Below are 26,262 nucleotides of genomic sequence, written 5' to 3'. Positions count from 1 at the left end.
TTCTGTGGCCTTTGTCGCTGATACAGAGTTGCAGGAAAGCATAGTGAGCCGTCGTCGCGTAGTAGTAACCGGCCTGGGGCTGGTCTCTCCGGTAGGGAACTCGGTCACCGAGGGGTGGGCCAATCTGGTCGCCGGCAAGTCCGGGATCGCCACCATCACCAAATTCGATCCGTCGAACCTGGCCGTGCATTTCGCTGGCGAGGTGAAGGGTTTCAACGCTGAGGATTACATCCCGGCGAAGGAAGCCCGCAACATGGATACCTTCATCCATTACGGCATCGCTGCCGGCGTGCAAGCGCTGAAGGACAGCGGGCTGGAAGTCACCGAAGCCAATGCAGAGCGCATCGGTGTACTGGTCGGTTCCGGTATCGGCGGTCTGCCGATGATCGAAGATACGCACCAGACCTATGTCGATCGCGGGCCGCGCCGGATTTCGCCGTTCTTTGTGCCGGGTTCGATCATCAACATGATCTCCGGCCATCTAAGCATCATGTTCGGCTTGAAAGGCCCGAACTTGGCAGCCGTCACGGCTTGCACGACTGGTCTGCACAGCATTGGTCTGGCTGCGCGCCTGATCCAGGCGGGCGATGCCGACGCGATGGTTGCGGGCGGTGCTGAATCGACCGTGTCGCCGCTGGGCATCGGCGGCTTTGCCGCCGCCCGCGCACTGTCCACGCGCAACGAGGATCCGGCCACCGCGTCGCGCCCCTGGGACAAGGACCGCGATGGCTTCGTCCTGGGCGAAGGTGCGGGCGTGATGGTGCTGGAAGAGTACGAGTCGGCCAAGGCGCGCGGCGCCAGGATCTACGCGGAAGTCGCAGGCTTCGGCATGAGCGGCGACGCATTCCACATGACGGCGCCGAACATGGACGGCCCGCGTCGTTGCATGCTCAACGCGCTGCGCGATGCCGGCATGAACGCAGATCAGATCCAGTACCTGAATGCGCACGGCACCTCCACGCCACTGGGCGACAAGAACGAGTCCGAAGCCATCAAGGCGGCTTTTGGCGATCATGCCAGCAAGGTCGTCGTGAACTCCACCAAGTCCATGACCGGCCACTTGTTGGGCGGCGCGGGCGGTCTGGAGTCGGTGTTCACGGTGCTGGCGCTGCACAATCAGGTGTCGCCGCCGACCATCAACATCTTCAACCAGGATCCCGAGTGCGATCTCGATTACTGCGCCAACACCGCGCGTGACATGAAGATCGACGTGGCCGTGAAGAACAACTTCGGCTTCGGCGGGACGAACGGTACGCTGGTGTTTAAGCGCCCGTAAGGCAGAGCGGCACGTAGCCTCACGGCGCGTGCTGCTTCGTTCTTGCCTTGGTTGTCCAGCACATTGTTTTTCCGGCGCTGTATCGGCGGTTGTGCGCGATCAGCCGATTCGGCATTGTCGCCCTTGTCTGCGCTGTTGTGTTCTGGGCGATCAAAACGTGGGGTGCCATGTTGCCGTCGGTGACTTGGGGCATCATCAGCGGGTTGACGATGGTTGCCTGCCTTCCTTTGATGGTGAACCGTTCGCCGCTTGCTATGGAACTGATGTGGCGCGCTCGTCTCAAAGAAGACGGAGAGCCCGGCCAAGCCGCGTGGCAGGTCCGATTGAAAGCACCAGAAGCTGTCCAAAATGCGGCTCTGTTATGGTCATGGGCGCTCGGTGAGCGCGTCTTGGTCCTGGGGGTCGCGCGGCGTGGGTGGTGTCCACAGATTTTTGTGCTGATGCCGCCGTGGTTTTCCGCCGGGACGCTACGTCGTATGCGAAGTCTGTTGCGCTTGGGGCCTCCGCGAGTGGTTTCCCAGGTGTCCGGTGTGTCGTAGGTAAAATACAACGTTTCCAAGTCACAAAAATTCAAGGCGATACACTGCAGGTGAAGAATCCGTGAGCGAACGCGAAGCCGACCAGATCCTCGTCGAGCGCGTCCAGCAAGGCGACAAGCGAGCGTTTGAACTGCTGGTGGTCAAGTATCACCGGAAGATCATCCGGCTCGTCTCGCGCCTGATCCGTGACCCGGCCGAAGTCGAGGATGTGGCACAGGATGCCTTTATCAAGGCCTACCGTGCGTTGCCCCAATTTCGGGGGGAATCCGCGTTCTATACGTGGCTGTATCGCATCGCCGTCAACACGGCCAAGAATTACCTGGCGACTCAGGGGCGGCGCCCGGAATCGTCCAGCGACATCGACACCGAAGAGGCTGAAACTTTTGCCGACGGTGAGCTACTAAGGGATATCAATACGCCGGACTCCATGCTGCACACCAAGCAGGTGGCCGAAACGGTCAACCGTGCAATGGAAGCGCTGCCCGAAGAATTGCGTACCGCAATCACGCTCCGGGAGATCGAGGGTCTGAGCTATGAGGAAATCGCTGAAGCGATGGAATGCCCGATCGGCACGGTCCGGTCCCGCATCTTCCGGGCGCGCGAGGCGATTGCCGAGAAATTGCGCCCCCTGCTGGGAACAGTGGAGGGCAAACGGTGGTAGCCAGCCGATATGACAAGCCGGCGGCCGCATGCGGCTGCAAACGGTGAAACCTCGGGAAGTCTTCTCTCGGATCGTTGATTGGACGTTGGAGTTTTTGGGGTCGGGAAATGGGTCAGGCTCAATTGCAAACGGCAGAAGCGGAGTTCGCACAACGCATCTCTGCCTTGATGGACGGTGAAGTCGCAGCGCACGAGGTGTCGTCTGCCGTGGAAGTCGCCAAGGATGGCGAGGGCGCAGCACATTGGCGCGAATATCAACTGATCGGCGACGTGCTCCGGTCGGAAGATCTGCTGAACACGCGTTCCTCTGAAGATTTCCTCAGCCGGTTCTCGGCCAAGCTCGACGCCGAGCCTCACTTGCTGGTGCCGGCAGTAGCGCAGCGTGCGAAAACCCAAGAGAGGCACCGCTTCCTAGTCAGTCCTGCTTGGGTCCGCCGGATCGTGCCTACGACTGCCGTGGCGGCGGCGGTGGCAGCTGTTAGCTGGGTTGTCGTGCCGCAACTGCGCGGTCCTGCCGATGGCGCTGACGGCTCCCCAGCATTGGTCGCCAAAGCGACGCAAGGTGCTGGCGCGCAGGCGCTGACCGTGGCGGCAACTGACAATACGCCGATGATCCGCGATGCCCGTCTGGACGAATACCTGAGTGCCCACCGGCAATCAGCGACCAACGGTATGGTGGTTCCCTATCTGCGTGCAGTGGCCAATGGGGTGGCGAACACCCAGGACTCCAATCAGGAATAATGCGGGCATCCATGTCGAAGGTGTGGCACCCCGTTGCCGGGGCAGGCGCCCGCAAGCTGCAGGCCGTTCGTCGGTCGGTTTTTCTCCTTCTGTGTGTTTCGGCGCTGGCAACAGCCGCCCAGCCGCAGCCCGATCCGATGCCGCGCAAGGAGGCCGCCTCCTGGCTGGCCAAAATCCATCGCGCAGCGCTCAAGCAGAACTATGTCGGTACGCTCACGTATCAGCGTGGCACCGGCATGCACTCCACCCGCATCCAGCATTACGCTGATCTCTTCAACAACGAATACGAGCGCGTCGAGGCGCTGGACGGCAAGCAGCGCGAAATGCTGCGCCAGAATGACGTCGTCCGGAACCTGATTTACGACGTCAAACTCGTTGTGACGGAGAAGCAGGAGCACAAGGACAGCTTCCCCGCGCTGCTCGCCACCACCAATGGCGATGTGCTTGATCAGTACGACATGCGCCACCTGCCGACCGAGCGCGTCGCAGGCATGGATTGTGAAGTCTTTCAGCTCGATCCGAAGGACGGCTACCGTTATGCCTACCGAATCTGGGCGGAGCGCAACAGTGGTTTGTTGATGCGCGCCCAGACCATCGGTGAAGACGGCAAGGTGCTTGAACAGGTTGCCTTCTCGCAAGTTGAGTTGGGTGTGCCGTCGGAAAAGCAGAAGATCGTTACTGCGCTCAAGAACCTGAACGGCTGGAATCAATACGAGATCGTGACCCAGCCGACTAACCTTGCCGAGCAAGGCTGGACGATCGGCAACCCTGTCAAGGGCTTCCAGAAGATCCGTGAGGTGCGCCGTCCGCTGGGCGACATTGCGCCAGCCGGCAAGAACAGTTCCGGTTTCGAGGTCCAGCAGGTCGTGTTTAGCGACGGGTTGGCAGGGCTGTCGCTCTTTATCGAGCCGGTATCGGAAAAGCGCACGCGCCGCGAAGGCTTCATCTCACAAGGCGCTACGCATGTGATGGTGCGACGTGTTGCCGATTTCTGGCTGACGGTCGTGGGCGAAGTCCCGTTTGCTACCATCAAGCAGTTTGGCGCAGCAGTCGACTACAAGCCGGTGTCCGCCAACGCGGCCAACAAGCCGGCCAGCGCGCCGTAATAGCCACAAGCCGGCATCTATCTTGGGTGCGCGACGTGGTCGCGCAGTGCCAATTCTCTATCTGTTCTTGTTCCGGGGAGCTTTCATGCGTACCGCTCGATCCGTTCACGCCTTGCGTCTGCTGTGCGTTGCCGCCGCTGTGGCGGTTGGGAGCGCGCTGGCGCCGGCCCACGCACAGAACGCCACGGGTAGCGTGGCCACGGGCACGTATGGTTTGCCTGATTTTGCCGATCTGGTCGAGAAGGTGAGCCCCGCTGTCGTCAACATCCGCACGACCGAAAAGGTCCGTATGCAGCAGGGTGGTCCGAACGATGACGACATGGCCGAGTTCTTCCGCCGCTTCTTCGGTGTACCGATGCCGGGCATGCCGGGGCAGGGTCAGAAGCGCCGCAACGCGCCGCCGCAACAGGAAGAGGAGCAGAGCCGCGGTGTCGGTTCCGGCTTCATCATTTCAGGCGACGGCTACATCCTGACCAACGCGCATGTGGTGGAAGGCGCGGAAACCATCTATGTCACGCTGATCGACAAGCGCGAGTACAAGGCCAGGCTGATCGGCCTGGACAAGCGTACCGACGTTGCGCTCGTCAAGGTCGAGGCGAGTGCTCTGCCTAGCCTGAAGCTCGGCGATTCCGACAAGGTGCGCGTAGGCGAGTGGGTGCTCGCAATCGGTTCCCCGTTTGGGCTGGACAATACGGTGACTGCAGGCATTGTGTCGGCCAAGGGGCGCGATACGGGCGACTACCTGCCGTTCATCCAATCCGACGTAGCCGTCAACCCCGGCAACTCGGGCGGCCCGTTGATCAACCTGCGCGGCGAGGTGATCGGCATCAACAACCAGATCTACAGCCAAAGCGGCGGCTACATGGGCATCTCGTTCTCGATTCCGATCGACGAGGCGATGCGTGTGGCTGAGCAGTTGAAGGCGACGGGGCGCGTGACACGCGGCCGCATCGGTGTGGCAATCGACAACGTGCCGAAGGATGCAGCGGAGTCGCTGGGTCTGGGCCGTGCGCGCGGCGCCTATGTTGGCAATGTCGAATCGGGCGGTCCGGCGGACAAGGCCGGCATCGAGGCCGGTGACATCGTCTTGAAGTACAACGGCCGCGATGTCGAGAAGGCGGGTGACCTGCAGCGCCAAGTCGGCGAAACCAAGCCGGGGGCGCGCGCTACCGTGCAGGTCTGGCGCAAGGGCGCAACGCGCGATCTGACCGTGACGGTCGCCGAGTTGCAGGCCGACACCAAGGTGGCGCAGCGCGCCAAGGGCGCGCAGCCTGATAACAGCCAGCAGGGTCCGGGCAAGCCGAATGCGCTGGGGCTGGTGGTGGCTGACTTGTCTGACGGCGCGCGTCGCGAGTTCAAGACCAAGAGTGGCGTTGAAGTGCAGGTCTCTGAAGGGCCGGCGGCGCGCGTCGGCATTCGACCGGGTGATCTCATTCTGCGCGTGGGCGATACCGACGTCTCCAACGCCAAGCAGTTCAACGAGGTGGTCGCCAAGCTCGACAAAAACCGCATGGTTGCCGTGTTTGTACGCCGTGGCGATGCGACCCAGGTGGTGACACTGCGCCCGAGCGCGGCCCGTTCGGGTAGCGGCCAGTGATCGAGCTGACGCTCTACGGACGCACGTACTGCCACTTGTGCGACGACATGAAGAACGCGCTGGAGCCGCTCCGGCGCGGTTTTTCTTTTGTGCTGCACGAAGTGGACGTCGACAGCGATCCGGCGCTGGAAGCGCGGTTTGACGAGTTGGTGCCCGTACTGATGACCGGGGGCCCGGCGGCCTCGCCCCAAGACGTGCGGGAGTTGTGTCACTACTTTCTCGATGTGCCTGCCGTGCAGGCATGGCTTGCAGCGCAGACGGCGCGTGCGCCTGACACAGCGCCCCTGCCGCAAAAAGAGGCGCGGGAAGCCCCCTGAAATCCGGTAAAATCGCCTGTTAGCGCCGATTTTTGCATTGCACGATTTCTGTGTCGCAAGTTCGGCTTGGAATCCAATACCTCCCGCCAGCGCAGCCAATGTGCGCCGGCCATGCCGGTACCGCCTCGCGCTCCCGGCAGACGCGCCCGGGATGGGCGCTTTTCGACGCATTCGATGGACAATATCCGCAATTTCTCGATCATCGCCCACATCGACCACGGCAAATCGACGCTGGCCGATCGCATCATCCAGTTGTGTGGCGGGCTCTCCGACCGCGAGATGGAAGCCCAAGTACTGGACTCGATGGACATCGAGAAGGAACGCGGCATTACCATCAAGGCGCAGACCGCCGCGTTGTCCTACAAAGCACGGGACGGCAAGGTCTATAACCTCAACCTGATCGACACCCCGGGACACGTCGACTTCAGCTACGAAGTCAGTCGCTCGCTATCCGCGTGCGAAGGTGCTCTGCTGGTGGTCGATGCTTCCCAAGGCGTGGAGGCGCAAACCGTTGCCAACTGTTACACCGCCATCGAGCTGGGTGTGGAAGTGGTGCCGGTGCTCAACAAAATCGACTTGCCTGCGGCCGATCCGGACAACGCGATCCAGGAAATCGAAGACGTGATCGGCATCGACGCGACAGACGCGACGCGCTGCTCTGCCAAGACCGGCGTAGGCGTGGCCGACGTACTGGAAGCGCTGATTGCCAAGGTGCCAGCGCCCAAGGGTGACCCGGCCGCGCCGCTGCAAGCGCTCATTATCGACTCGTGGTTCGACAACTATGTCGGTGTGGTGATGCTGGTGCGCGTGGTGAACGGCACGCTGCGCGCCAAAGATAAAATCCTGCTGATGGCAACCGGTGCGCAGCACTTGGTGGAACAGGTGGGCGTGTTCTCGCCGAAGTCGGTGCCGCGCGAATCGCTGTCCGCGGGGCAGGTGGGCTTTGTCATCGCCGGCATCAAGGAACTGAAGGCCGCCAAGGTGGGTGACACCATCACCCACGTTGCACCGCGCAAGGCCGAGGCGCCGCTGCCGGGCTTCAAGGAAGTCAAGCCGCAGGTGTTTGCCGGCCTGTATCCGGTGGAAGCCAACCAGTACGAAGCGCTGCGTGAATCGCTGGAAAAGCTCAAGCTCAACGACGCCTCGCTGCAGTACGAGCCGGAAGTGTCGCAGGCGCTGGGCTTCGGCTTCCGCTGTGGCTTCCTTGGTCTGTTGCACATGGAGATCGTGCAGGAGCGCCTGGAGCGCGAATTCGACATGGATCTGATCACCACCGCGCCGACGGTGGTCTATCAGGTGCAACTGCGCGACGGCACGATGATGCAGGTGGAAAACCCCGCCAAGATGCCCGCGGACCCGAGCAAGATCGAGGCGATTCTCGAACCGATCGTCACGGTCAATCTGTACATGCCGCAGGATTACGTGGGCGCCGTGATTACGTTGTGCGAGCAGAAGCGCGGCTCACAGATCAACATGAGCTACCACGGCCGCCAAGTTCAGCTGACGTATGAGATCCCGATGGGCGAGATCGTGCTGGACTTCTTCGACCGGCTGAAATCCGTTTCGCGCGGTTATGCGTCGATGGATTACGAGTTCAAGGAGTACCGCGTGTCGGACGTGGTCAAGGTCGACATCCTGATCAACGGCGACAAGGTCGATGCGCTGTCCATCATCGTCCACCGTTCAAACAGTACGTACCGTGGCCGTGAAGTGGCCGCCAAGATGCGCGAGATCATTCCGCGCCAGATGTACGACGTGGCAATCCAGGCAGCCATTGGCGCCAATGTGATCGCCCGCGAAAACGTCAAGGCGCTGCGCAAAAACGTGCTGGCCAAGTGCTACGGCGGTGATATCTCGCGCAAGAAGAAGCTTCTCGAAAAGCAGAAAGAGGGCAAGAAGCGCATGAAGCAGGTTGGTACCGTTGAAATTCCGCAAGAGGCCTTCCTGGCCATCCTGCGCGTCGAAGAAAAATAATCCAGACATCGCTCGGACGATCTCTCATCCATGAACTTCGCCCTGATTCTGTTTGTTCTCGTCGTCCTCACCGGTATTGCGTGGGTGGCTGACAAGCTCGTGTTCCAGCGCCAGCGTCAGGCGGCTGCGGCCGCGGCACTGGCTGAATTCGACGCGCGTGCGCAGGTGCAAGCGCAGTACGGCGGCGGTGGCGACATCGGTGCCGCGCGTCTGCAACTGGCTGAAGACAAGCTGCGCCAGCCCTGGTGGCTGGAGTACACGGCCAGTTTCTTCCCGGTCATCGCCGCAGTGTTCCTGCTGCGCTCGTTCGTGATCGAGCCGTTCAAGATTCCGTCGGGCTCGATGATTCCCACGCTGCAGATCGGTGATTTCATCCTCGTCAACAAGTACACGTATGGCATCCGTTTGCCCATCGTGAACAAGAAGATCGTCGAGTTGAATCAACCGCAACGCGGCGACGTGATGGTCTTTCGCTATCCGAAAGACGAGTCGATGGACTACATCAAGCGCGTGATCGGCGTGCCCGGCGACGTGGTGAAGTACGACAACAAGCGCCTGACCGTGAATGGCCAACCGGCCACCTACGCACCGCAGTCCGATTACCTCGATGGCGAGCGCTTGACGTACTCGAAGCAGTATCAGGAGACGTTCGGCAACGTCACGCACAACATCCTGAACGACGCCGACCGCCCCGCTTATGTCTCCGGTCCGGACGATTTTCCGTTCCGCGAAAACTGCACTTACAATCAGACCGGTTTCACCTGCAAGGTACCTGCAGGTCACTATTTCATGATGGGCGATAATCGCGACAACAGTGCGGACTCCCGTTACTGGGGTTTCGTGCCGGACAAGAACATCGTCGGGAAAGCGTTCTTCATCTGGATGAACCTGGGTGACCTGAAGCGGATCGGTGCTTTCCATTGATCCGGTAAGTGATGCAAAAAGCTCTTATTGAAACTCGGCAATTGCACAACGGGGGAAATGCAATGCGGATTCGTCAGGCCGGTCTGAAACGCCCGTCGCGCGGGATTACGATGTTCGGCATCCTGATCGGCATCATTGTGCTGATCACGTTTGTGCTGCCGGCTATTCGATCCGTCCCAAGCCTGATGGAATATCAAGCCATCACGCGCGCCGTGAAGCAGGCGCGTGAACGTGCAAGCACGCGCGAAGAAGTGGCCAACGCCTTTGACAAGCAAGCCGCGATCGACGACATCACGTCGATCAAGGGTGAAGATCTGGAAGTGCTGGATGGCAGTGGTTCCATCCAGGCAGTGCGTTTCTCCTATAAGCGAGATATCCCGTTGTATGGCCCCATCGGTCTGGTGATCACCTATTCGGGGACCCAGCGTTGACATGAGTTTGGATGCACTACAGCAACGTCTTGGCTACCGCTTCAGCAAACCGGAGTTGCTGCAGCAGGCGCTCACCCATCGCAGCCACAGCGCGATGCACAACGAGCGCCTGGAATTTCTTGGCGATTCAATCCTGAATTGCGCCGTCGCCGACATGCTCTACGGCATGTTCGGCAAGTTGGATGAGGGCGATCTCTCGCGCGTGCGGGCCAATCTGGTCAAGCAGCAGGCGCTGTACGAGATTGCGCAGATGTTGCTGTTGCCCGATGCCCTACGTTTGGGCGAAGGTGAATTGAAGAGCGGTGGTTTCCGCCGGCCTTCGATCCTGGCTGATGCGCTCGAAGCGATTTTCGGGGCGGTGTTCCTCGACGGCGGCTTCGATGCTGCCCGCACCCTGATCCGCAAACTCTATATCCCGATCCTTGAACAGGTCGACCCGCGCACGCTCGGCAAGGACGCCAAGACGCTGTTGCAGGAGTACCTCCAAGGTCACAAGATTGCGTTGCCGCTGTACACGGTGGTTGCTACCCACGGCGCGGCGCATAATCAGCAGTTCGAGGTCGAGTGCTCGATCCCGAAGCTGGAGATTCGCGTCTCTGGCAGCGGGGCATCGCGGCGCGCGGCCGAGCAATCGGCGGCCAAGCTGGCCCTGGATGAAGCGCATCGCCTAGTGCCGCAGCTCGTCAAGCGCAGCCGCGCCGAGCGCACCGGCAAGACGCGCAAGCAGGCTACGCCGCCCGATCCGCAGTTGTCTCTCAGGTTGAAGGAATGATCAGATAAATGAGCGACACCCCATTGCAACCTCCGCAGCCAGAATCTGGTGTGCCGGAGGGGTTCCGCTGCGGCATGGTCGCCATTGTTGGGCGGCCGAACGTCGGCAAATCCACGCTGATGAATGCCCTGGTGGGCCAGAAAGTCAGCATCACATCGCGCAAGGCGCAGACCACGCGCCACCGCATCACTGGCATTCAGACGACCGATGACGCCCAGTTCGTCTTCGTCGATACGCCGGGCTTTCAGACACGCCACGCCACGGCGCTGAACCGCTCGCTGAACCGCGCAGTCACCTCCACGCTTACGTCGGTGGATGCCGTGTTGTTCGTGGTTGAAGCGGGCCGCTATGGCCCGGACGACGAGAAGGTGCTCTCGCTGCTGCCGCGCGAGACGCCCGTGATCCTGATTGTCAACAAGGTCGATCGGCTCGACGCATACACGCGCGCCGAGATGGTCGCCGTGTTCCTGCAGGACATGGCACAGGTGTTTCCGTTTGCCGAAATCGTGCCGATGTCGGCCAAGAACCGCGACGACATCGACCGCTTGCTCGGCATCGTGCGCCCGTACCTGCCGGAAGGCGAACCGATGTACGACCCGGAAGCGCTGACCGATCGCAGCGAGCGCTTCCTGGCCGCAGAAATTGTTCGCGAGAAGGTCTTCCGCTGGACTGGCGACGAATTGCCGTATTCCAGCACCGTCATCGTCGACAAATTCGAGACCGAAGGCCGCCTGCGCCGAGTATTCGTGACCATCTTGGTTGACCGCGATGCGCACAAGGCGATGATCATTGGCGCGAAGGGTGCCAAGCTCAAGCAGATCTCCACTGAAGCCCGCATGGACATGGAAAAACTGTTCGACGGCAAGGTGTATCTGGAGGTCTGGATCAAGGTCAAGAGCGGTTGGGCCGACAACGAAGCCGGCCTGCGCGCCTACGGCTACGAGTAACCACTCAGCCGGGCCACTCTACACACGCTCGATGGCGGGACGATCCGATCCGATTCCGGACGAGGCCGCGGAATGGCTCGCCGAGGAAAGCGTAGCCGGCGCCGCGCCGCGCAAGAGCTTTCCTGCCGGGCGTTCCGAAACACGCGTCGCTGCGCAGCCGGCCTTCGTGCTGCACAGTTACCCATATCGGGAAACCAGCCTCATTATCGATGTCTTCACGCCGGACTATGGGCGCATGGCGTTGGTCGCCAAGGGGGCGAAGCGACCGCATTCGGCCCTGCGCGCGGTGCTGCAGACATTTCAGCCGCTGTCGCTTTCCTGGAGCGGGCGAGGTGATGTGCGCACGCTGACCCGTGCCGAGTGGGTCGGCGGCATGCTGCCGTTGGGCGGGGAGGGGCTGCTATCCGGTTTCTATCTGAACGAACTGCTCGTCAAGTTCGTCGCCCGCGAAGACGGCCACCCGGTACTGTTCTCACACTACGTCGAAGCGCTCAACAAGCTTGCTCATGGTGAACCCGCGGCCTTCACGCTACGCGCGTTCGAACGTGTGCTGCTACGTGAGACTGGCTTCGCTGCACGGCTCGACCGCTGCATCGACGGTGAGCCGGTGCAAGCCGACGCCGAATATGTCTATCACCCGGAGCGCGGCATCCGACGGACGCTGCCGAGCGATCCATCGTCCTGGCCTGTTTTGCGGGGCCAGACGCTGATCGACATGGAACATGACGATTACGCGTCACGCCCAACGACCGCGCAGCAAAGCCGCAGCCTGATGCGTTTCCTGCTGCATTATCATTTGCACGGCACGCCGCTTTCGACGCGCCAGATCCTGATCGACTTGCAGAAACTATGATCTTTCATGCCTCGCCGGGAATCATCGACCTGGGCATCAACATCGACCACGTCGCCACGCTGCGCAACGCGCGCGGTACCACTTACCCGGACCCGATCGCCGCGGCGCTGTTGGCTGAAGAAGCCGGCGCCGACCTCATCACCCTGCATCTGCGCGAAGATCGTCGCCACATCAAGGACGCCGACGTACGCGCGCTGCGGCCGCAACTGCGCACGCGCATGAACCTGGAGTGCGCCGTCACGCAGGAGATGCTCGACATCGCGTGCGACATCGGCCCGCAGGATGTCTGCCTCGTGCCCGAGCGCCGCCAGGAAGTCACCACCGAAGGCGGCTTGGACGTGGTGGGTGGTTTCGCCAAGGTGCAAGCCGCTTGCAAGCAACTGGCCGATGCGGGCATCCGCGTGTCGCTGTTCATCGATCCGGATGCGGCACAGATCGAGGCGGCGGCCGCTGCCGGCGCGCCCGTCATCGAATTACACACGGGCCGCTATGCCGAAGCTACGGACGACGCCGAGCTCCGGGCAGAGCTCGTTCGCATCGAAACCGCGGTGGAAGAAGGTATCCGCTGGGGCGTGCGCGTGAACGCAGGCCACGGCCTCCACTACACGAACGTGCAGCCGATTGCGGCCATCGCTGGCATTCACGAACTCAACATCGGCCACGCCGTCGTTGCGCACGCGGTGTTTGCCGGTTGGCAGAACGCGGTGCGCGAGATGAAGGCGATCATGGTCGCGGCGCGGCTGTCGTCCACCACGCCGGCGGCCGCACACCCGGGCGTGCCCGTATGAACGAACGCGCCGCCGCCGCGGCGTCCGGTGCGATTTACGGCATCGGCACCGACATCATCCAGATCGAGCGCGTCGAAGGCGTGATGCAGCGGACTAACGGCCGCTTTGCCGAAAAGGTGCTCGGGCCCGATGAGCTGCGTGTCTACCATGCCCGGAAGGCGCGCTCCGAGCGGCGTGGCCTTGCGTTCCTTGCCACGCGTTTTGCCGCCAAGGAAGCCGTGTCCAAGGCCATCGGCCTGGGAATGCGCTGGCCGATGACGTGGCGGGCGGTACAGACGCTGAACTTGCCATCCGGCCAACCTGTGGTGCGCTATAGCGGCGAACTGGCCGACTGGATCACGCAGCACGGCCTTCATATCCAGATCAGTGTGACGGACGAACGCGACTATGCAGTCGCCTTCGCCGTTGCCGAGTTGCAAACGAAATCCTCCGCATGACTCAAACCAAGAAGCAGAAGCACCCGGGCCCGATCGTTCTGGATGTTGCCGGCCTGGAACTCGGCCCCGACGATGTTCGACGCATTGCCCATCCGCTGACGGGCGGCGTGATCCTGTTTGCGCGCAACTTTGAATCGCGCGCGCAATTGACGGCGCTCACGCAGGCCATTCGCGCGATTCGCAACGACGTGCTGATTTGCATCGACCACGAAGGCGGTCGCGTGCAGCGCGCCAAGACCGACGGTTTCACGCATCTACCCGCCATGGGCGCGCTGGGCAAGCTCTGGGACACCGACGTGCTGGCCGCGACGCGCGTTGCCACGGCTTGCGGCTACGTGCTGGCCGCCGAACTGCGCGCGTGCGATATCGACCTGAGCTTCACGCCCGTGCTCGATCTCGACTACGGTAGCAGCAGCGTGATCGGCGATCGCGCGTTCCATCGCGACCCGCGCGTGGTAACGATGCTGGCCAACCACCTGACACTGGGCCTGCGCCTAGCCGGCATGTCGAACTGCGGCAAGCATTTCCCCGGCCACGGCTACGTCCAGGCTGATTCGCACATCGCCGTGCCGGTGGACGAGCGCCCGCTGGAGGCTATCCTCGCTGACGACGCGCAGCCCTACGGGTGGATGGGAATCGGCCTGCAGTCAGTGATGCCGGCGCACGTGATTTACTCGGCGGTCGATCCGAATCCGGCGGGCTTCTCTCGCTTCTGGCTGCAGGACATGCTGCGCGCGCATTTCAACTTCGACGGCGTGATCTTCAGTGATGACCTGAGCATGGAAGGCGCGAGCGTTGCCGGCACGGTCGTCGATGGCGCACGAGCGGCGCTCACGGCCGGCTGCGACATGGTGCTGATCTGCAATGCGCCGGAAAAGGCCGATCAACTGCTCGGCGAGTTGGATGTGCCGATGGGCAAGGCGTCGCAGCGGCGCGTGCGGCGGTTGTTTGGTGGTCGCGCCGTGAAGGACTGGGCGAAGCTGCAGCAGCAATCGGCTTACAAGCAGGCGCTGCGTACGTTGCGCGAGGCGAAACTCATCAAGTAGCGTCCAAACGCCAAGAAGATTGATCGCAAAAGAAAAAGGCTCCCGAGGGAGCCTTTCTTCTTACTGCGACGCCAGCTTACTTGGCGCGGCTGCGGTACTCGTCGGTACGCGTGTCGATTTCGATCTTCTCGCCGATGTTGCAGAACAGCGGGACCATGATCGTGAATTCTTCATTGTCGTTGATGCGAGCCGCCTTCAGAACCTTGCCCGACGACGTGTCGCCCTTGACGGCCGGTTCGGTGTAGACGATTTCGCGGACAACCGTCGTCGGCAGTTCCACCGAGATGGCGTTCTCGTTGTAGAACGTCACTTCGACCTTCATGCCGTCTTGCAGGTAGTTCAGCGCGCTGCCCATGGCGGCCGGCTCAACGTTGTACTGTTCGTAGGTGACCGGGTCCATGAACACGTACATCGTGCCGTCGAAGTAGGAGTACTCGGCTTCCTTCTTCTCGAGGATGACTTGGTCCATCTTGTCGTCGGCGTTGAACACCGACTCGCCGCCTGCGCCCGTCAGCAGGTTCTTGTACTTCATCTTGACGACGGCGCCCGAACGGCCCGAACGGCTGTACTCGGTCTTGAGAACGACCATTGCGTCGTTGCCGATCATGAACACGTTGCCAGCGCGGAGTTCCTGCGCGATTTTCAAAGCCATTTCACATTTCCTGAGAGTAAGAGGGTTCGATGCGCGCCAAGCAACGAAGCACCGCGCGATACCCTCCGGGCCGCGCGAACCAGGTCAGAGCCGGGGGTCGCATACAGATCAGCCCGCTATTTTACCTGTTTTTGGCAAAATGCCACCAAATTCGCGGCGAGATCGCCTAGTTGCATCAAGCTTTGTTCCCAGGTGACGGCCCGTGCGCGCAGGCGCGCCGCCGTAGCTGCAAAGTGCGCCCAGTTGAGTGATGCGGGCGCACCATTCCAGGCGTGCCAGAAGGCGACGAGCGCCTTGGCGTCGGCCTCTGCCAGGGCGGTGGTATAGCGCGCCAGAAAGGCGTCCAGCTTCGTGAGGTGCACCTCGTCGCTTTGAGGATAGATGTGCCAAACAAAGGGCTTCAGCGCCCATTGGGCGCGCACGAATGAGTCTTCTCCGCGCACGAAATTGATGTCGCACGCCCAGAGCAGCGGGTCGTAGTGCTCCTGTGGCACGAACGGCACGACCGCCGCGCTCAGGTTGCCGCGCGTCCAGCGGGCGCCCGTCTTGGCGCCACGGGCGTCACCCAACAGCTCGGCGATCTGCTGGGCGGCCAAGCCTTCCGGGACTAGGCAAATCACCGGCTGGGGCGACGCCTCCCATTGAGCGACCAGCGTTGGCAGTGCCGGGTTGGCATAGGCGAACAGGCTCACGCGCAGGGCGTCAGGGCTGTCGCGCATCAGGTCGTCGACGCCAAGCCGGTGCCACAACGCCTGGTGGGCGGCGGGGCTCGCCTCGAACGTCTTGCGTTGGGCGCCCAGATGCGATTCCCGCAGGACGCCGCCGGTGTTGCGGGCGAAGCCGGGGAAAAAGAAGTGTTTGACGAGCGGCAGCCGCATATGTGGCGACTGCATCGCGTGATGCTCGGAGACCCAGTTCTCGGCGCTCAGGTATTCGAGGTTGATCCAAACCGGCGCCGATCCTTGGGATGCCCGCTCGGCCATGAGCTTCAGCATGGGCTCGGGGACGGCGCATGCGAAGGCGCCGATCACCACGTCGTGCAGCGCGGGGTGCGCGTCGGCAGCGAGCAGGCTGGCGGCCTGCGCATCGTCAACCCAGTGGCGAATGTCCACGCCCGAGACGCGCTGCGCATCGGCCTTTGCGTCAACAGTGGGGCAGATCTTTTCGAATGAGCGAAGGTCGTCGACCCACAGGCGGACGGTGTGCCCGTGCTCCTGCACAAGCTGGCGAGCCAGTCGCCAGCAGACGCCAATGTCGCCGTAGTTGTCGACGACGCGGCAGAAGAGATCCCAGGATGTGATGGTGCGCATGCAGGAAGGCTAGCCGGACAGCGAAGAAGATGGGCCGACATTGTAGTCGGCGGCTTGTTCTACACTGACGGCCTCTGATCCAGCGAACGCCATGTCGTCCGACCCCACGCAACCCCAGCCCTCCGAGACGCCCGAGAGCGTCAAGCCCAGCGCGCCTGCAAACGTGCCCGAGTTCGACGCTAAAGCGCACATCGCGCGCCTGCCGAACCTGCCGGGCGTGTATCGCTACTTTGATGCGCAGGGCAACGTGCTCTATGTGGGCAAGGCACGCGACCTCAAGAAGCGCGTGTCGAGCTACTTCAACAAAACGCTGCTTTCGCCGCGCATCGCGATGATGGTGGCGAAGATCGCGCGCATCGATACCACGGTCGTGCGCAGCGAGGCCGAAGCGCTGCTGCTCGAGAACAACCTCATCAAGGCGCTGGCGCCGCGCTACAACATCCTGTTTCGCGACGATAAGTCGTATCCGTATCTGAAACTCACGCAGCACGCGTATCCGCGCATGGCGTATTACCGCGGCGCGACCGACCGCAGGCATCAGTATTTCGGCCCATTCCCGAGTGCGCATGCCGTGCGAGAGAGCATGCAGATTCTGCAGAAGGTGTTCCAGCTCCGCACGTGCGAAGACACGGTCTTCAACAACCGCACGCGGCCGTGCCTGCTGCATCAGATCCATCGCTGCAGCGGCCCGTGTGTACAGGCGATCAGCGCAGAGGATTACGCACGCGACGTCGCCAACGCGGCCGGTTTCCTGCAAGGCCGTCAGGACGAAGTCATGCAGACGCTGCAGGACAAGATGCAGCGCTACGCCGAGTCGCTGGAGTTCGAGCAAGCCGCCATCGTGCGAGACCAGATCGGCGCATTGTCGACGGTGCTCAAGCAGCAGTCGGTGGAAGAAGTCGGCCATGCCAGCGACATCGACATCCTGGCGGTTGCCATCAAGGGCGGCCACGCCTGCGTGAACCTCGCGATGGTGCGCGGCGGGCGCCATCTGGGTGACAAGGCTTACTTCCCCACGCACGTGGAAGAGGGCGCCGCCATTGTCGGCGTGGATGTCGAAGCCGACGGTGAGGCTGCCGCAGAGATAGCACGCGATGCCGAACGCATGGCCAGCGACATCCTCGAAGCCTTCGTTGCGCAGCACTATCTCGATCAGTTTGTGCCGCCAGTGTTGGTGGTCAGTCATCAGATTCACGCAACCGAGTTGATCGACACGTTGGCCGAGCAGGCCGGGCGTCGCGTTTCGGTTGTGCGCCAGCCACAGGGCGGGCGCCGCGCGTGGCTGGAGATGGCGGAGAAGGGCGCCGAGCTGTCGCTGATGCGCCGGCTTTCCGAGCAAGGCAGCCAGCAGGCCCGCACACTCGCGCTGGCCGAGACCATCGGCATTGACCTCGAAGACCTGGCCGCGCTGCGCGTCGAGTGCTTCGACATCAGCCACACCGCCGGTGAGGCCACGCAAGCCTCGTGCGTGGTTTTCCACAGCCACGCCATGCAAAACAGCGAGTACCGCCGGTACAACATTCAGGACATCACCCCGGGCGACGACTACGCGGCCATGCGGCAAGTCCTCACACGCCGCTATCAAAAGATCGTCGAGCAGGCTGGCGAAGACACCCCGAACATGCCCGGCATTGTGCTGATCGACGGCGGCAAGGGGCAGGTGGAAGTCGCGCGCCAGGTCTTTGAGGAGCTGGGGCTGGATATTGGATTGCTCGTCGGCGTGGCCAAGGGAGAGGGGCGCAAGGTCGGCCTGGAAACGCTCATCTTCGCCGATGGCCGTCCGTCACTGGAGTTGGGGCAGGGCAGCGCCGCACTGATGCTCGTCGCGCAGATTCGCGACGAAGCGCACCGCTTTGCCATCACCGGCATGCGTGCCAAGCGGGCCAAGGCGCGCAATACGTCGCGGCTGGAAGAGATCGAAGGCATCGGCGCCAAGCGCCGGCAGCGTTTGCTGGCGCGCTTTGGTGGCCTGCGTGGCGTGATGGCCGCAAGCGTCGACGAACTCGCCACGGTGGAAGGTATCTCGCAGACTCTGGCCGAAGAAATCTACCGTCAGTTGCATTGATCGGCGACAATGCCCCATCTTGTCGCGTTGGTTTGCGCTTGCGCGGCGGTTGTCCTCTCGATTTGCCATGCCTTTCAACTTCCCGATCCTCCTGACCTGGTTGCGTGTGGCCATGATCCCGCTGGTGGTGGGCGTGTTCTACGTGCCGGACACCTGGATGGCACTGCCCGCCAAGAACCTGACGGCTGCGGTGTTCTTCATCGTTGCAAGCCTCACCGATTGGTTCGACGGCTTTCTTGCCCGCCGCTGGAACCAGACCTCTGCTTTCGGAGCCTTCCTCGATCCGGTGGCCGACAAGCTGATGGTGGCCGCCGCGCTGCTGGTGCTGCTGTCATTGGGCCGCGTGTCCGACGTCATCGCACTCGTCATCATTGGCCGTGAGATCACCATCTCTGCCCTGCGTGAGTGGATGGCGCAAATTGGCGCGTCGAAGAGCGTGGCCGTCAACTTCCTCGGCAAGCTGAAGACGACCTTCCAGATGATCGCGATTCCGTTGCTGCTGTTCGAGGGTCGCCTGTTCGGCATGATCGATGCGCAGGTGTGGGGCACGTGGCTGATTTACGTGGCGGCGGTGCTCACGCTGTGGTCGATGGCGTACTACATGAAGCTCGCCTGGCCACAGATTCGCGAGCGCGCAAAATGAGCCTGTAAAAACTCTTGCGCAAAACTGTTGACGAGGACGAGCTTTCTTTGCCATAATTTCGTTCTCGCGTTGCAGTGATGTGACGCAAACGGTCTGGCAGCACAAAGGTTGTACGGCAGTGCTGATAGCCAAAATGCGGGAATAGCTCAGTTGGTAGAGCGCAACCTTGCCAAGGTTGAGGTCGCGAGTTCGAGCCTCGTTTCCCGCTCCAGTTTGAAATGTGTGGCCGTGTTGATGTGATGGCACGGCGGCATAACCGGTTACGCGGGAATAGCTCAGTTGGTAGAGCGCAACCTTGCCAAGGTTGAGGTCGCGAGTTCGAGCCTCGTTTCCCGCTCCAATCCCGAAGGGAAGCCTTGCTTCCCTTTTTCTTTATCGGCACGGCAAGCACGCGGTTCTTCACGAATTGCTACAATGCGGTGCTGAGCCCCTGGCGGGGTAGCAAAGTGGTTATGCAGCGGCCTGCAAAGCCGTGTACGCCGGTTCGATTCCGGCCTCCGCCTCCAGAATGCAAGAAAAAAGCCCCGACTGGTTCGGGGCTTTTTGTTTTTGCACCGTGCGCGATGCGCGTGCTTCGGCTTAACGTCTCCGTCCTGCATTCCTCAGTTTGGACAGTGCGTCACCGCGGCGTTGGCGCAGACCCAGACGGCATCGCCAGCCAATCCCCCCTCGGTTAAGTGGTTGCATGAAAAAACTGGGTTGCCTAGACTCAAGTGGTTTTAACTTGAAACCATGTGAGACAGCCGATGCCCTCTGACTGCGTTGCCGAACATTCGTCGACCGAGCGTGCCTTTTCCTCCCCAGCGCTGCCCCGCGCGTGGGTTGTCATGCTGGCGCTTTGCGCAGCGGCTAGCGTATCGAATGTCTACTTTGCCCAGCCGTTGCTCGAACCATTGGCCCGTGAGTTCGCACTTAGCGATGCATGGGCGGGCGGCATCATCGGCGCGACACAAGCTGGCTGTGCACTTGCCCTGGCGCTCGTCGTGCCGCTGGGGGATCGCTGGCCGCGCAAGCCGCTGCTGTTGGTGCAGCTCGTCTTGCTCACGCTGGCGTTGCTCGCGGTGGCACGTGCAGAGGTGCGCTGGTGGTTGTTGCTCGGCATGTTCTCCGTTGGTTTGCTTGGCACAGCGATGACGCAAGGACTGATCGCCTGCGCTGCCGCGTTGGCGCAATCGACAGAGCGCGGGCGTGTGGTTGGCGCGGTACAGGGTGGGGTCGTGATCGGTCTTTTGCTGGCGCGGGCCGTTGCTGGCTGGATCGCGGATGCCGCCGGCTGGCGTGCCGTCTATACGGTGTCAGCCTGCCTCTCGGCAGCGATGCTCTTTATGCTCTGGCGCTCGTTGCCTGCGCCGCCGACTGCGCTTTCGCCCATGAGATACGCCGCGCTCCTGCGCTCGATGTGGCAACTCTTGCTGACCGAACGTGTGTTGCAGGTACGCGGCCTGATCGGTTTGTTGATGTTCGCGGCGTTCAATGTGTTCTGGAGCGCGATGGCGATCGCTTTGAGCGCTCCTCCCTATGCGCTCTCACCGGCAGGCATCGGTGCATTCGGTTTGGTTGGAGCGATTGGCGCACTGGCTGCCGCGCGAGCCGGGCATCTGGCGGACCGTGGTTGGGCGCAGACGGCCACCGGCGTCGCGCTGGGTTTGTTGCTGCTCGCGTGGTGGCCGCTCGGTCTCGGATTGCAGCATCTGGCGTGGCTGATCGCCGGCGTGATCCTGTTGGACCTGGGTGGCCAAGCCGTGCACGTGCTGAATCAGAGTCTGATTTTCCGCTTGCAGCCGGAAGCGCAAAGCCGGCTGGTTGGGGCGTACATGCTCTTTTACGCGGCAGGAAGCGGGCTGGGGGCGATGGCTTCGACTGCGGTGTATGCGTCGGCAGGGTGGTCGGGAGTGTGTGTCCTGGGGGCGGTGCTCAGCTTGGCGGCGCTTGGATTCTGGGCGGCGACCGCGGCTTGGACGCGCGGGCAAGCGCGCTAGCGGAAGGTTCGGAAACGGGGATCCCGGGCAGCGTATACCCGGTAGCCCCACCAGCCCGTGGGCCCGCTCCTGTACTTCCTGAGAACTCGCACCTTGTAATGGCGTGATAAAAAATGATAGAACGCCATGGAAACTCGGCTCTGCGCTTAGCTTTTCACAATTGTTTGCAATATGACGGGGGCGGCCTTTTAGCATGAGCTGGGCTCAAGCCGGTGTGCGATACATGCTGGTGGGGCGTGGGTAAGGTCTTGCGCGGCGGGCACATGTCGCGCCAATGGTGGCTGGTGGATCGAACACCGATGCACCGGTCCGGGACCCCGATCACAACGACCAAGGGAGTGACCCGGCATTCCGCATAGCGATAGCCGGACCCGTTACGGGGAAAGGGCAGTCCAGATGGCGATACGAATTGCCTCGGTAGAAGACAACCAGGCGCAGTCCGATTTGATCCGCGAGATCCTGGTTTCGTCCGGATACGAATGCGAGTGTTTCAGTAACGGGGATGCCTTCGTCAAGGCGCTGCGGGATCGCACGTTCGACCTGCTGCTGCTCGACTGGCAGTTGCCTGATATCAGCGGCATTCAGCTTGTAAGCTGGGTGCGGCAGACAGTCGGCCCGGCGCTGCCGGTGCTGTTCCTGACCAACCGGTCGCTCGAAGACGATGTGGTGCGCGGGCTGGCCGCCGGCGCGGACGATTACGTCATCAAGCCGGTGCGCCGCGCCGAGCTGGTGGCGCGCGTGGGTGCGCTGCTGCGCCGCGCTGCACCGCGCACGGGCGAATCGCTTGAGCGCATTCGCGTCGGCCCGTATGCGGTGGACCCGGTCGGGCGCGTGCTGACGCTGAATGGCTCACAGGTCGAGCTGTCGCCGCGCGAGTTTGATCTTGGGCTTTACCTGTTCCGTAATGTCGGCAAGCTGGTGCCGCGTGAGCTGATCGAGCAGGCGGTCTGGGGGCGCAGCATTGGCCCGGATTCGCGCACGCTGGCCACGCATATCTCCAAGCTGCGGCTCAAACTCGATCTCAATCAGAAGAATGGCGTGCGGCTGGTCTCGGTGTATTCGCATGGCTATCGCCTCGAAACCACGCAGGAAGATGGTGAAGCAAGCTGACGCAATCTGGGGTGGTTTGATTGGGCGCGCCGCGTTTGTCGGCGCGTTCGTTCTTTTTGGCGGCGTGTGGCAGGCGGCGACGGCTCAGCCTTCCGGCGCCGATGGCACCGATTTCCTCTATCGCGTGCAGCAGGGCGACACGCTGATCAACCTCGCGGCGCGTTACATGGACAGCGTCGAAGGCTGGCGCTTGCTGCAGCAGCGCAACCATGTGGCAGATCCGTATCGGTTGAAGCCTGGCTCGCTCCTTCGGATTCCGTTCGATCGTATTCCGGTGGTGCCGGCGGCGGCGCAGGTGGTGTTTGCCCGCGATGCAACGTCCGGCGGCAAGCCTCTGCAAGCGGGCATGAAGCTCGCAGAAGCGTCGCAGATTGATACCGGCGACAAGGGCGCCGTTACCCTGTCATTTGATGACGGCACGCGCGTTACGGTGCCGCCGGGCAGCCACGTGGCGCTGTCGCGTGTGCGAGCATTTGCGCGTGCCGGGCTGATCGATGTGCGTGTGCACGTGAAGCAGGGCGAGGCCGAATCCAATGTCTCGCCCAGGAAGAACGGCGTGGGCCGGTACGAGATTTCCACGCCGGCGCTGGTGACGGGTGTGCGCGGTACACGTTTCCGCGTGCAGGCGAGCGAAGCCGTATCGACGAGTTCCGTGCTCGAAGGCGAGGTGGCCACGACCGCCGGTCGCCAGAAGCAGGCGATCAAGGCCGGCTTTGGCGTGCAGGCATCGGCTGGGCATCTCAAGCGGGCAGCGCTGCCCGCGGCGCCCAAGCTGAACGCCATTCCCGAACTTGTGCAGACACCATGCTTGCGCGCGACGTGGCAGCCGGTCAAGGGCGCGGTCGGCTATCGCGCTGCCGTGGCGCGCGATGCCGCGCTGACCGAACTCAGCGCCTATCAATCGAGCAAGACGCCCGCGGTAACGCTCTGCGGCGACGAGGACGGCGACTACACGCTCGTCGTGCAAAGCATCGATGCGCTCGGGCTGACAAGCGAGTCGGCCACGCGGCCGTTCACCGTGCGCCTGCACCCGGAAGCGCCATATACGATCCAGCCCGCTAGCGGCCGGACCTACCGCAGCGGCGACGTGGCGTTCGCATGGGCTGCCGTGTCCGATGCCGGCAGCTACGACATGGAAGTCGCGGACACTGAGACCTTCGCCTCGCCAGCCATTCAGCAGCATGCCAACGATGTGCGTCTGACCAAGCCATTGACGGCAGGCACATGGTGGTGGCGTGTGCGCTCCGTGGCCGCGGACGGCAAAACTGGCCCGTGGAGCGACGCGCTGCGTTTTCGCGTGCTCGACATTCCGCCGGATGCCGTGCCGACAGCCGCCGTGGAAGCGGGCAACGATGGCAAGCTGCACGCCCACTGGTCTGCGCTGTCGCCCGAGCTGGCGGCATCTGGCGCGCGCACGCGTGTGCAACTGGCCGGCGACACAAGCTTCGCCAAGCCCATCGCCGACGTTGTGAGCGAAGGCAACGAGGCCACCATTCCGCGGCCGCCGTCCGGCGTGTATTACATCCGCACCGGCGTAGACCTGGGCGATGCGGCATCGGTGGTCTACGCCAAGCCGCAGCGCATTGACGTCGGCACCTTCGTCGGCGATTCCGCGCGCAGCCCGGTGCAGAGCGGCGGCAGCAATCTCCTTCTCAATGACTGAACCCGTACCCGCCAAATCGGACGTGCGCAGCCTTGGGCGGCGCGCGCTGGTGGAGTGGGGTGTGCTGGTGGTGCTGGCTGCGCTGCTGACGTTGGGTGCGGTGCGCTGGAGCGTGGTTGCCCGGCTTGACGCCGCCCTGTACGACACCGCCGTCACGCTGCACGGGCATGCCCCGCGCGACGATATCGTCATCGTTGCCATTGATGACCAAAGTCTCGATGCGGTGGGACGCTGGCCCTGGCCGCGCGCCCGCCTGGCCGATCTGATTGCGCGCGTCGGGCAGGCGCAGCCACGCGCCATCGGTGTCGATATTCTGTTGATCGAACCCGATCTTGCGCAGCCCGAAGGGGATCGGGCTTTGACCGCCGCCATCGAGCAGGCTGGACACGTCATCCTGCCTGCGCTGCCTGAACGGACGGAGCACGGGCGCGTGTATCACTATCCGTTTCTCGGTATCAACGCGTCCGTCGCGCATATCAATGCCGCCCCCGATGCGGACAGCGTGGTGCGCGGCATATACCTGGCCGAGGGCCCGCGTGCGCATGTGCTGGACCATCTTGCCGTGCAGCTCGCGCGGCAGGCGCTGCGACCGCCGGCCTCCATACCGGCGCTGCCTGATGTGGAGACCGATGCCGGCGGCTGGACGCGGCGGGCGCATATTCGCCTGAATTTTGCCGGGCCGGCCGGTACATACCGGCATGTGCCGGCGCTGGACGTGCTCAACGGCCACGTGCCGCCCGAGGCGCTTGCCGGCAAGCTGGTGCTGATCGGGGCGACGGCATCGGGCGTGTCCGATATCTTTGCGACGCCGCCTTCGCGCACGATGAGCGGCGTCGAAGTGCTGGCCAATGCCACGCAGACGGTACTCGACGGCAGTGCCATTCTGCCGGTGGCGCCAGGCGTGTTCTGGGCGATGACGCTGCTTCCCCTGCTGATGACCGCGTTTGCGGTGCGTTGGCTCACGCCGCGGATGGCGCTTGCCGTGGCGATGACGGGTGCCGCCGTGTTGTTGTTGAGCGCGATTGGCGTGCTCGTGTTCGGCAATCGCTGGTTGCCGCCGTTTGCTGCGTTGGTTGGCCCACTGGTGTTGTATCCGCTGTGGAGTTGGCGTCAGCAGGAAGCCGCGTTGCGCTTTCTGCGCGACGAGATGCAGCGCCTGGCGCGCGAGCCCGGCCTGTTGGGCGATACCGCGCCGCTGACTCGCACCGGCCGCACCCTGGGTGCGCACATGGATGCCGTCGCCGCGCTCACGGACAAGCTGCGCGCGCTGCGCCGTTTCCTGGCCGATGCGCTGGAGAGCCTGCCCGATGCCACGGTTGTCTGCACGCGCGACGGCACGATCCGCCTGGCGAATGGCCGCAGCGCGGACCTCGCCGGCCAGTTGCAGACGCCCGGTCAAAACCGCGCGGCTGCGTTGCGCGACCTGCCGACACTGCTGGCGCGTGCGTTTCCCGACCCCGCCGCTGGCGAGCACTACTGGGCGCGCTGGCTGGCCGACCCCACCGGGCTCGAACCTGTCGAGCTACAAACGCACGACGGCCGCTCGATGTTGATGCACGCTGCCGCGTTGCGCGACGAAGCGGGTCGCCCCGTCGACATCATCGTCAGTTTTGCCGACATCACGCCGGTGCGACAGGCCGAGCGCCACCGCGAGGAAGCGCTGCGTTTCATCTCACACGACATGCGTTCGCCCCAGAGTGCCATCCTCGCCCTGATTGAACTGCAGCGAGACACATCCCGCGCGTTGGATCGCGAGGCGCTGCTCTCGCGCATCGGGCAATTGTCGTCGCGCACGCTCGAACTGGCCGATGCTTTCATCGACCTGGCGCGTGCCGAATCGCAAACACTGAAGCTGGTGGATGTGGATCTGCTGGGCCTTGTTCTCGATGCCGCCGATGAGGTCTGGCCGCTCGCGAATCGTCACCAGGTGGAAGTGCGCGTGGTAGCCGACATCGAAGCGACCGTGCGAGGCGAGCCGCGCTTGCTGGTGCGCGCGCTGGTGAATCTGCTTAACAACGCCATCAAGTTCAGCGCGGCCGGTTCTGTGGTGACGGTGTCGGTGGAGCAGGACGAGGCGATGTTCTCGGTGGCCGTGGCCGATCAGGGTGCCGGCATTGCCCTTGCCGATCAGCCTCGGTTGTTCCAGCCGTTCCATCGATTGCATGAGGGCGCGGCCAATGCGCCATCCGGTAGTGGGCTGGGCCTCGTGTTCGTGAAGACAGTGGTTGACCGGCACGGCGGCCGCATTGCCGTGCAGAGCGCGCCGGGGCTGGGTTCCACCTTCACATTGTGGCTGCCGCGCGGCACACATCGCCACGACGCCTGAGGCCATCGCGGTCTCGTGTGGCCTTTGCCACATTTCCTTTTCAATCATTTGCATTTTGGCACTGCGGCGGCCCTACAGTTCATTGGCCGACCCGCACAGCATGCGC

23 protein-coding genes and 3 tRNA genes are annotated in these 26,262 nt (G+C 62.8%); 24 read left to right on the top strand and 2 right to left on the bottom strand.

All coding sequences use genetic code 11. The features are described 5' to 3' along the window. The first annotated feature begins 43 nt into the window (after window positions 1-43). The 15 genes from fabF (at window position 44) to nagZ (ending at window position 14,408) form a co-directional block, all read left to right on the top strand. Complete coding sequence (gene fabF / locus BG83_RS0107350) at window positions 44-1,276, top strand: beta-ketoacyl-ACP synthase II (protein WP_024976105.1); 1,233 nt, start codon at window positions 44-46, stop codon at window positions 1,274-1,276. A 600-nt stretch (window positions 1,277-1,876) separates the two neighbouring features. Then, window positions 1,877-2,476 carry an RNA polymerase sigma factor RpoE gene (gene rpoE / locus BG83_RS0107345; protein ID WP_004635646.1) on the top strand — a complete coding sequence of 200 codons (600 nt, stop codon included), beginning with the start codon at window positions 1,877-1,879 and terminating at the stop codon, window positions 2,474-2,476. Window positions 2,477-2,583: 107 nt separating this feature from the next. Next, complete coding sequence (locus BG83_RS0107340; RefSeq protein ID WP_024976104.1) at window positions 2,584-3,216, top strand: sigma-E factor negative regulatory protein; 633 nt, start codon at window positions 2,584-2,586, stop codon at window positions 3,214-3,216. 11 nt (window positions 3,217-3,227) lie between these two features. Next, window positions 3,228-4,322, top strand: coding sequence for a MucB/RseB C-terminal domain-containing protein (locus BG83_RS0107335; RefSeq protein WP_024976103.1), 1,095 nt, complete (start codon window positions 3,228-3,230; stop codon window positions 4,320-4,322). 85 nt (window positions 4,323-4,407) lie between these two features. Further along, on the top strand, window positions 4,408-5,919 hold the full coding sequence (locus BG83_RS0107330) for a DegQ family serine endoprotease (protein WP_024976102.1): 1,512 nt from the start codon (window positions 4,408-4,410) through the stop codon (window positions 5,917-5,919). Continuing rightward, window positions 5,916-6,236 (top strand): glutaredoxin family protein, encoded by a 321-nt coding sequence (locus BG83_RS0107325; RefSeq protein WP_024976101.1) that lies wholly within the window; start codon window positions 5,916-5,918, stop codon window positions 6,234-6,236. The genes BG83_RS0107330 and BG83_RS0107325 overlap by 4 nt, the downstream gene beginning before the upstream one ends. A 174-nt stretch (window positions 6,237-6,410) precedes the next feature. Then, entirely contained in the window at window positions 6,411-8,210 is a 1,800-nt protein-coding gene (gene lepA, locus BG83_RS0107320) for a translation elongation factor 4 (protein ID WP_024976100.1), read from the top strand. A gap of 30 nt (window positions 8,211-8,240) precedes the next feature. Next, the gene (gene lepB / locus BG83_RS0107315) at window positions 8,241-9,134 is read left to right on the top strand and encodes a signal peptidase I (RefSeq protein ID WP_024976099.1); all 894 of its coding nucleotides are present in this window, start codon (window positions 8,241-8,243) and stop codon (window positions 9,132-9,134) included. A 62-nt stretch (window positions 9,135-9,196) separates the two neighbouring features. Next, window positions 9,197-9,565: a DUF4845 domain-containing protein gene (locus tag BG83_RS0107310; protein WP_024976098.1), complete on the top strand. Its 369-nt coding sequence runs from the start codon at window positions 9,197-9,199 to the stop codon at window positions 9,563-9,565. A gap of 1 nt (window position 9,566) precedes the next feature. Continuing rightward, window positions 9,567-10,337: a ribonuclease III gene (rnc, locus tag BG83_RS0107305; protein ID WP_024976097.1), complete on the top strand. Its 771-nt coding sequence runs from the start codon at window positions 9,567-9,569 to the stop codon at window positions 10,335-10,337. An 8-nt stretch (window positions 10,338-10,345) separates the two neighbouring features. Continuing rightward, window positions 10,346-11,284 (top strand): GTPase Era, encoded by a 939-nt coding sequence (gene era / locus BG83_RS0107300; protein ID WP_004635627.1) that lies wholly within the window; start codon window positions 10,346-10,348, stop codon window positions 11,282-11,284. A gap of 31 nt (window positions 11,285-11,315) precedes the next feature. After that, on the top strand, window positions 11,316-12,137 hold the full coding sequence (gene recO, locus BG83_RS0107295) for a DNA repair protein RecO (RefSeq protein ID WP_024976096.1): 822 nt from the start codon (window positions 11,316-11,318) through the stop codon (window positions 12,135-12,137). After that, window positions 12,134-12,925, top strand: a complete 792-nt coding sequence (gene pdxJ, locus BG83_RS0107290) for a pyridoxine 5'-phosphate synthase (RefSeq protein WP_012435233.1) — start codon at window positions 12,134-12,136, stop codon at window positions 12,923-12,925. The genes recO and pdxJ overlap by 4 nt, the downstream gene beginning before the upstream one ends. Next, complete coding sequence (gene acpS, locus BG83_RS0107285) at window positions 12,922-13,362, top strand: holo-ACP synthase (protein ID WP_024976095.1); 441 nt, start codon at window positions 12,922-12,924, stop codon at window positions 13,360-13,362. The genes pdxJ and acpS overlap by 4 nt, the downstream gene beginning before the upstream one ends. Continuing rightward, the gene (gene nagZ / locus BG83_RS0107280; protein WP_024976094.1) at window positions 13,359-14,408 is read left to right on the top strand and encodes a beta-N-acetylhexosaminidase; all 1,050 of its coding nucleotides are present in this window, start codon (window positions 13,359-13,361) and stop codon (window positions 14,406-14,408) included. Before acpS ends, nagZ begins: the two co-directional genes overlap by 4 nt. Before the next feature lie 76 nt (window positions 14,409-14,484). Here nagZ and efp read toward each other — a convergent pair whose 3' ends face one another. Continuing rightward, window positions 14,485-15,054 carry an elongation factor P gene (gene efp / locus BG83_RS0107275; protein WP_024542043.1) on the bottom strand — a complete coding sequence of 190 codons (570 nt, stop codon included), beginning with the start codon at window positions 15,052-15,054 and terminating at the stop codon, window positions 14,485-14,487. A 122-nt stretch (window positions 15,055-15,176) separates the two neighbouring features. Continuing rightward, entirely contained in the window at window positions 15,177-16,370 is a 1,194-nt protein-coding gene (earP, locus tag BG83_RS0107270) for an elongation factor P maturation arginine rhamnosyltransferase EarP (RefSeq protein WP_024976093.1), read from the bottom strand. Window positions 16,371-16,461: 91 nt separating this feature from the next. Between earP and uvrC the strand changes: the two genes are divergently transcribed. The 9 genes from uvrC to BG83_RS0107225 all read left to right on the top strand — a co-directional run bounded on the left by uvrC (window position 16,462) and on the right by BG83_RS0107225 (window position 26,156). Then, window positions 16,462-18,435 (top strand): excinuclease ABC subunit UvrC, encoded by a 1,974-nt coding sequence (gene uvrC, locus BG83_RS0107265; protein WP_024976092.1) that lies wholly within the window; start codon window positions 16,462-16,464, stop codon window positions 18,433-18,435. Window positions 18,436-18,502: 67 nt separating this feature from the next. Beyond that, window positions 18,503-19,078 carry a CDP-diacylglycerol--glycerol-3-phosphate 3-phosphatidyltransferase gene (pgsA, locus tag BG83_RS0107260; protein WP_004635606.1) on the top strand — a complete coding sequence of 192 codons (576 nt, stop codon included), beginning with the start codon at window positions 18,503-18,505 and terminating at the stop codon, window positions 19,076-19,078. 135 nt (window positions 19,079-19,213) lie between these two features. Further along, window positions 19,214-19,289: transfer RNA gene (locus tag BG83_RS0107255), tRNA-Gly, on the top strand. Between the two features lie 53 nt (window positions 19,290-19,342). Beyond that, window positions 19,343-19,418 (top strand) — tRNA-Gly (locus BG83_RS0107250). Window positions 19,419-19,510: 92 nt separating this feature from the next. Further along, window positions 19,511-19,584: transfer RNA gene (locus tag BG83_RS0107245), tRNA-Cys, on the top strand. A 240-nt stretch (window positions 19,585-19,824) separates the two neighbouring features. Further along, window positions 19,825-21,057 carry an MFS transporter gene (locus BG83_RS0107240; protein WP_024976091.1) on the top strand — a complete coding sequence of 411 codons (1,233 nt, stop codon included), beginning with the start codon at window positions 19,825-19,827 and terminating at the stop codon, window positions 21,055-21,057. 396 nt (window positions 21,058-21,453) lie between these two features. Continuing rightward, window positions 21,454-22,167 (top strand): response regulator transcription factor, encoded by a 714-nt coding sequence (locus BG83_RS0107235; protein WP_024976090.1) that lies wholly within the window; start codon window positions 21,454-21,456, stop codon window positions 22,165-22,167. Beyond that, window positions 22,151-23,830, top strand: a complete 1,680-nt coding sequence (locus BG83_RS0107230; RefSeq protein ID WP_024976089.1) for a FecR family protein — start codon at window positions 22,151-22,153, stop codon at window positions 23,828-23,830. The genes BG83_RS0107235 and BG83_RS0107230 overlap by 17 nt, the downstream gene beginning before the upstream one ends. Beyond that, window positions 23,823-26,156, top strand: a complete 2,334-nt coding sequence (locus BG83_RS0107225) for a CHASE2 domain-containing protein (protein WP_024976088.1) — start codon at window positions 23,823-23,825, stop codon at window positions 26,154-26,156. Before BG83_RS0107230 ends, BG83_RS0107225 begins: the two co-directional genes overlap by 8 nt. The last annotated feature ends 106 nt before the right edge of the window (window positions 26,157-26,262 follow it).

It is taken from the genome of Ralstonia pickettii, assembly GCF_000607165.1.
Lineage (GTDB): Bacteria > Pseudomonadota > Gammaproteobacteria > Burkholderiales > Burkholderiaceae > Ralstonia > Ralstonia holmesii.
The sequence above is the reverse complement of the archived record's forward strand: the minus strand, read 5'-3'. Positions and strand labels throughout refer to the sequence as shown.

Excerpts from the sequence above, each read along its gene's own strand:
- BG83_RS0107340 (WP_024976104.1), top strand. The coding sequence starts at position 2,584 with ATGGGTCAGGCTCAATTGCAAACGGCAGAAGCGGAGTTCGCACAACGC.
- recO (WP_024976096.1), top strand. The coding sequence starts at position 11,316 with ATGGCGGGACGATCCGATCCGATTCCGGACGAGGCCGCGGAATGGCTC.
- BG83_RS0107310 (WP_024976098.1), top strand. The coding sequence starts at position 9,197 with ATGCGGATTCGTCAGGCCGGTCTGAAACGCCCGTCGCGCGGGATTACG.
- BG83_RS0107225 (WP_024976088.1), top strand. The coding sequence starts at position 23,823 with ATGACTGAACCCGTACCCGCCAAATCGGACGTGCGCAGCCTTGGGCGG.
- era (WP_004635627.1), top strand. The coding sequence starts at position 10,346 with ATGAGCGACACCCCATTGCAACCTCCGCAGCCAGAATCTGGTGTGCCG.
- pdxJ (WP_012435233.1), top strand. The coding sequence starts at position 12,134 with ATGATCTTTCATGCCTCGCCGGGAATCATCGACCTGGGCATCAACATC.
- nagZ (WP_024976094.1), top strand. The coding sequence starts at position 13,359 with ATGACTCAAACCAAGAAGCAGAAGCACCCGGGCCCGATCGTTCTGGAT.
- BG83_RS0107335 (WP_024976103.1), top strand. The coding sequence starts at position 3,228 with ATGTCGAAGGTGTGGCACCCCGTTGCCGGGGCAGGCGCCCGCAAGCTG.
- earP (WP_024976093.1), bottom strand. The coding sequence starts at position 16,370 with ATGCGCACCATCACATCCTGGGATCTCTTCTGCCGCGTCGTCGACAAC.
- BG83_RS0107230 (WP_024976089.1), top strand. The coding sequence starts at position 22,151 with ATGGTGAAGCAAGCTGACGCAATCTGGGGTGGTTTGATTGGGCGCGCC.
- rnc (WP_024976097.1), top strand. The coding sequence starts at position 9,567 with ATGAGTTTGGATGCACTACAGCAACGTCTTGGCTACCGCTTCAGCAAA.
- uvrC (WP_024976092.1), top strand. The coding sequence starts at position 16,462 with ATGTCGTCCGACCCCACGCAACCCCAGCCCTCCGAGACGCCCGAGAGC.
- BG83_RS0107235 (WP_024976090.1), top strand. The coding sequence starts at position 21,454 with ATGGCGATACGAATTGCCTCGGTAGAAGACAACCAGGCGCAGTCCGAT.
- BG83_RS0107240 (WP_024976091.1), top strand. The coding sequence starts at position 19,825 with ATGCCCTCTGACTGCGTTGCCGAACATTCGTCGACCGAGCGTGCCTTT.
- lepB (WP_024976099.1), top strand. The coding sequence starts at position 8,241 with ATGAACTTCGCCCTGATTCTGTTTGTTCTCGTCGTCCTCACCGGTATT.
- lepA (WP_024976100.1), top strand. The coding sequence starts at position 6,411 with ATGGACAATATCCGCAATTTCTCGATCATCGCCCACATCGACCACGGC.
- pgsA (WP_004635606.1), top strand. The coding sequence starts at position 18,503 with ATGCCTTTCAACTTCCCGATCCTCCTGACCTGGTTGCGTGTGGCCATG.
- acpS (WP_024976095.1), top strand. The coding sequence starts at position 12,922 with ATGAACGAACGCGCCGCCGCCGCGGCGTCCGGTGCGATTTACGGCATC.
- BG83_RS0107330 (WP_024976102.1), top strand. The coding sequence starts at position 4,408 with ATGCGTACCGCTCGATCCGTTCACGCCTTGCGTCTGCTGTGCGTTGCC.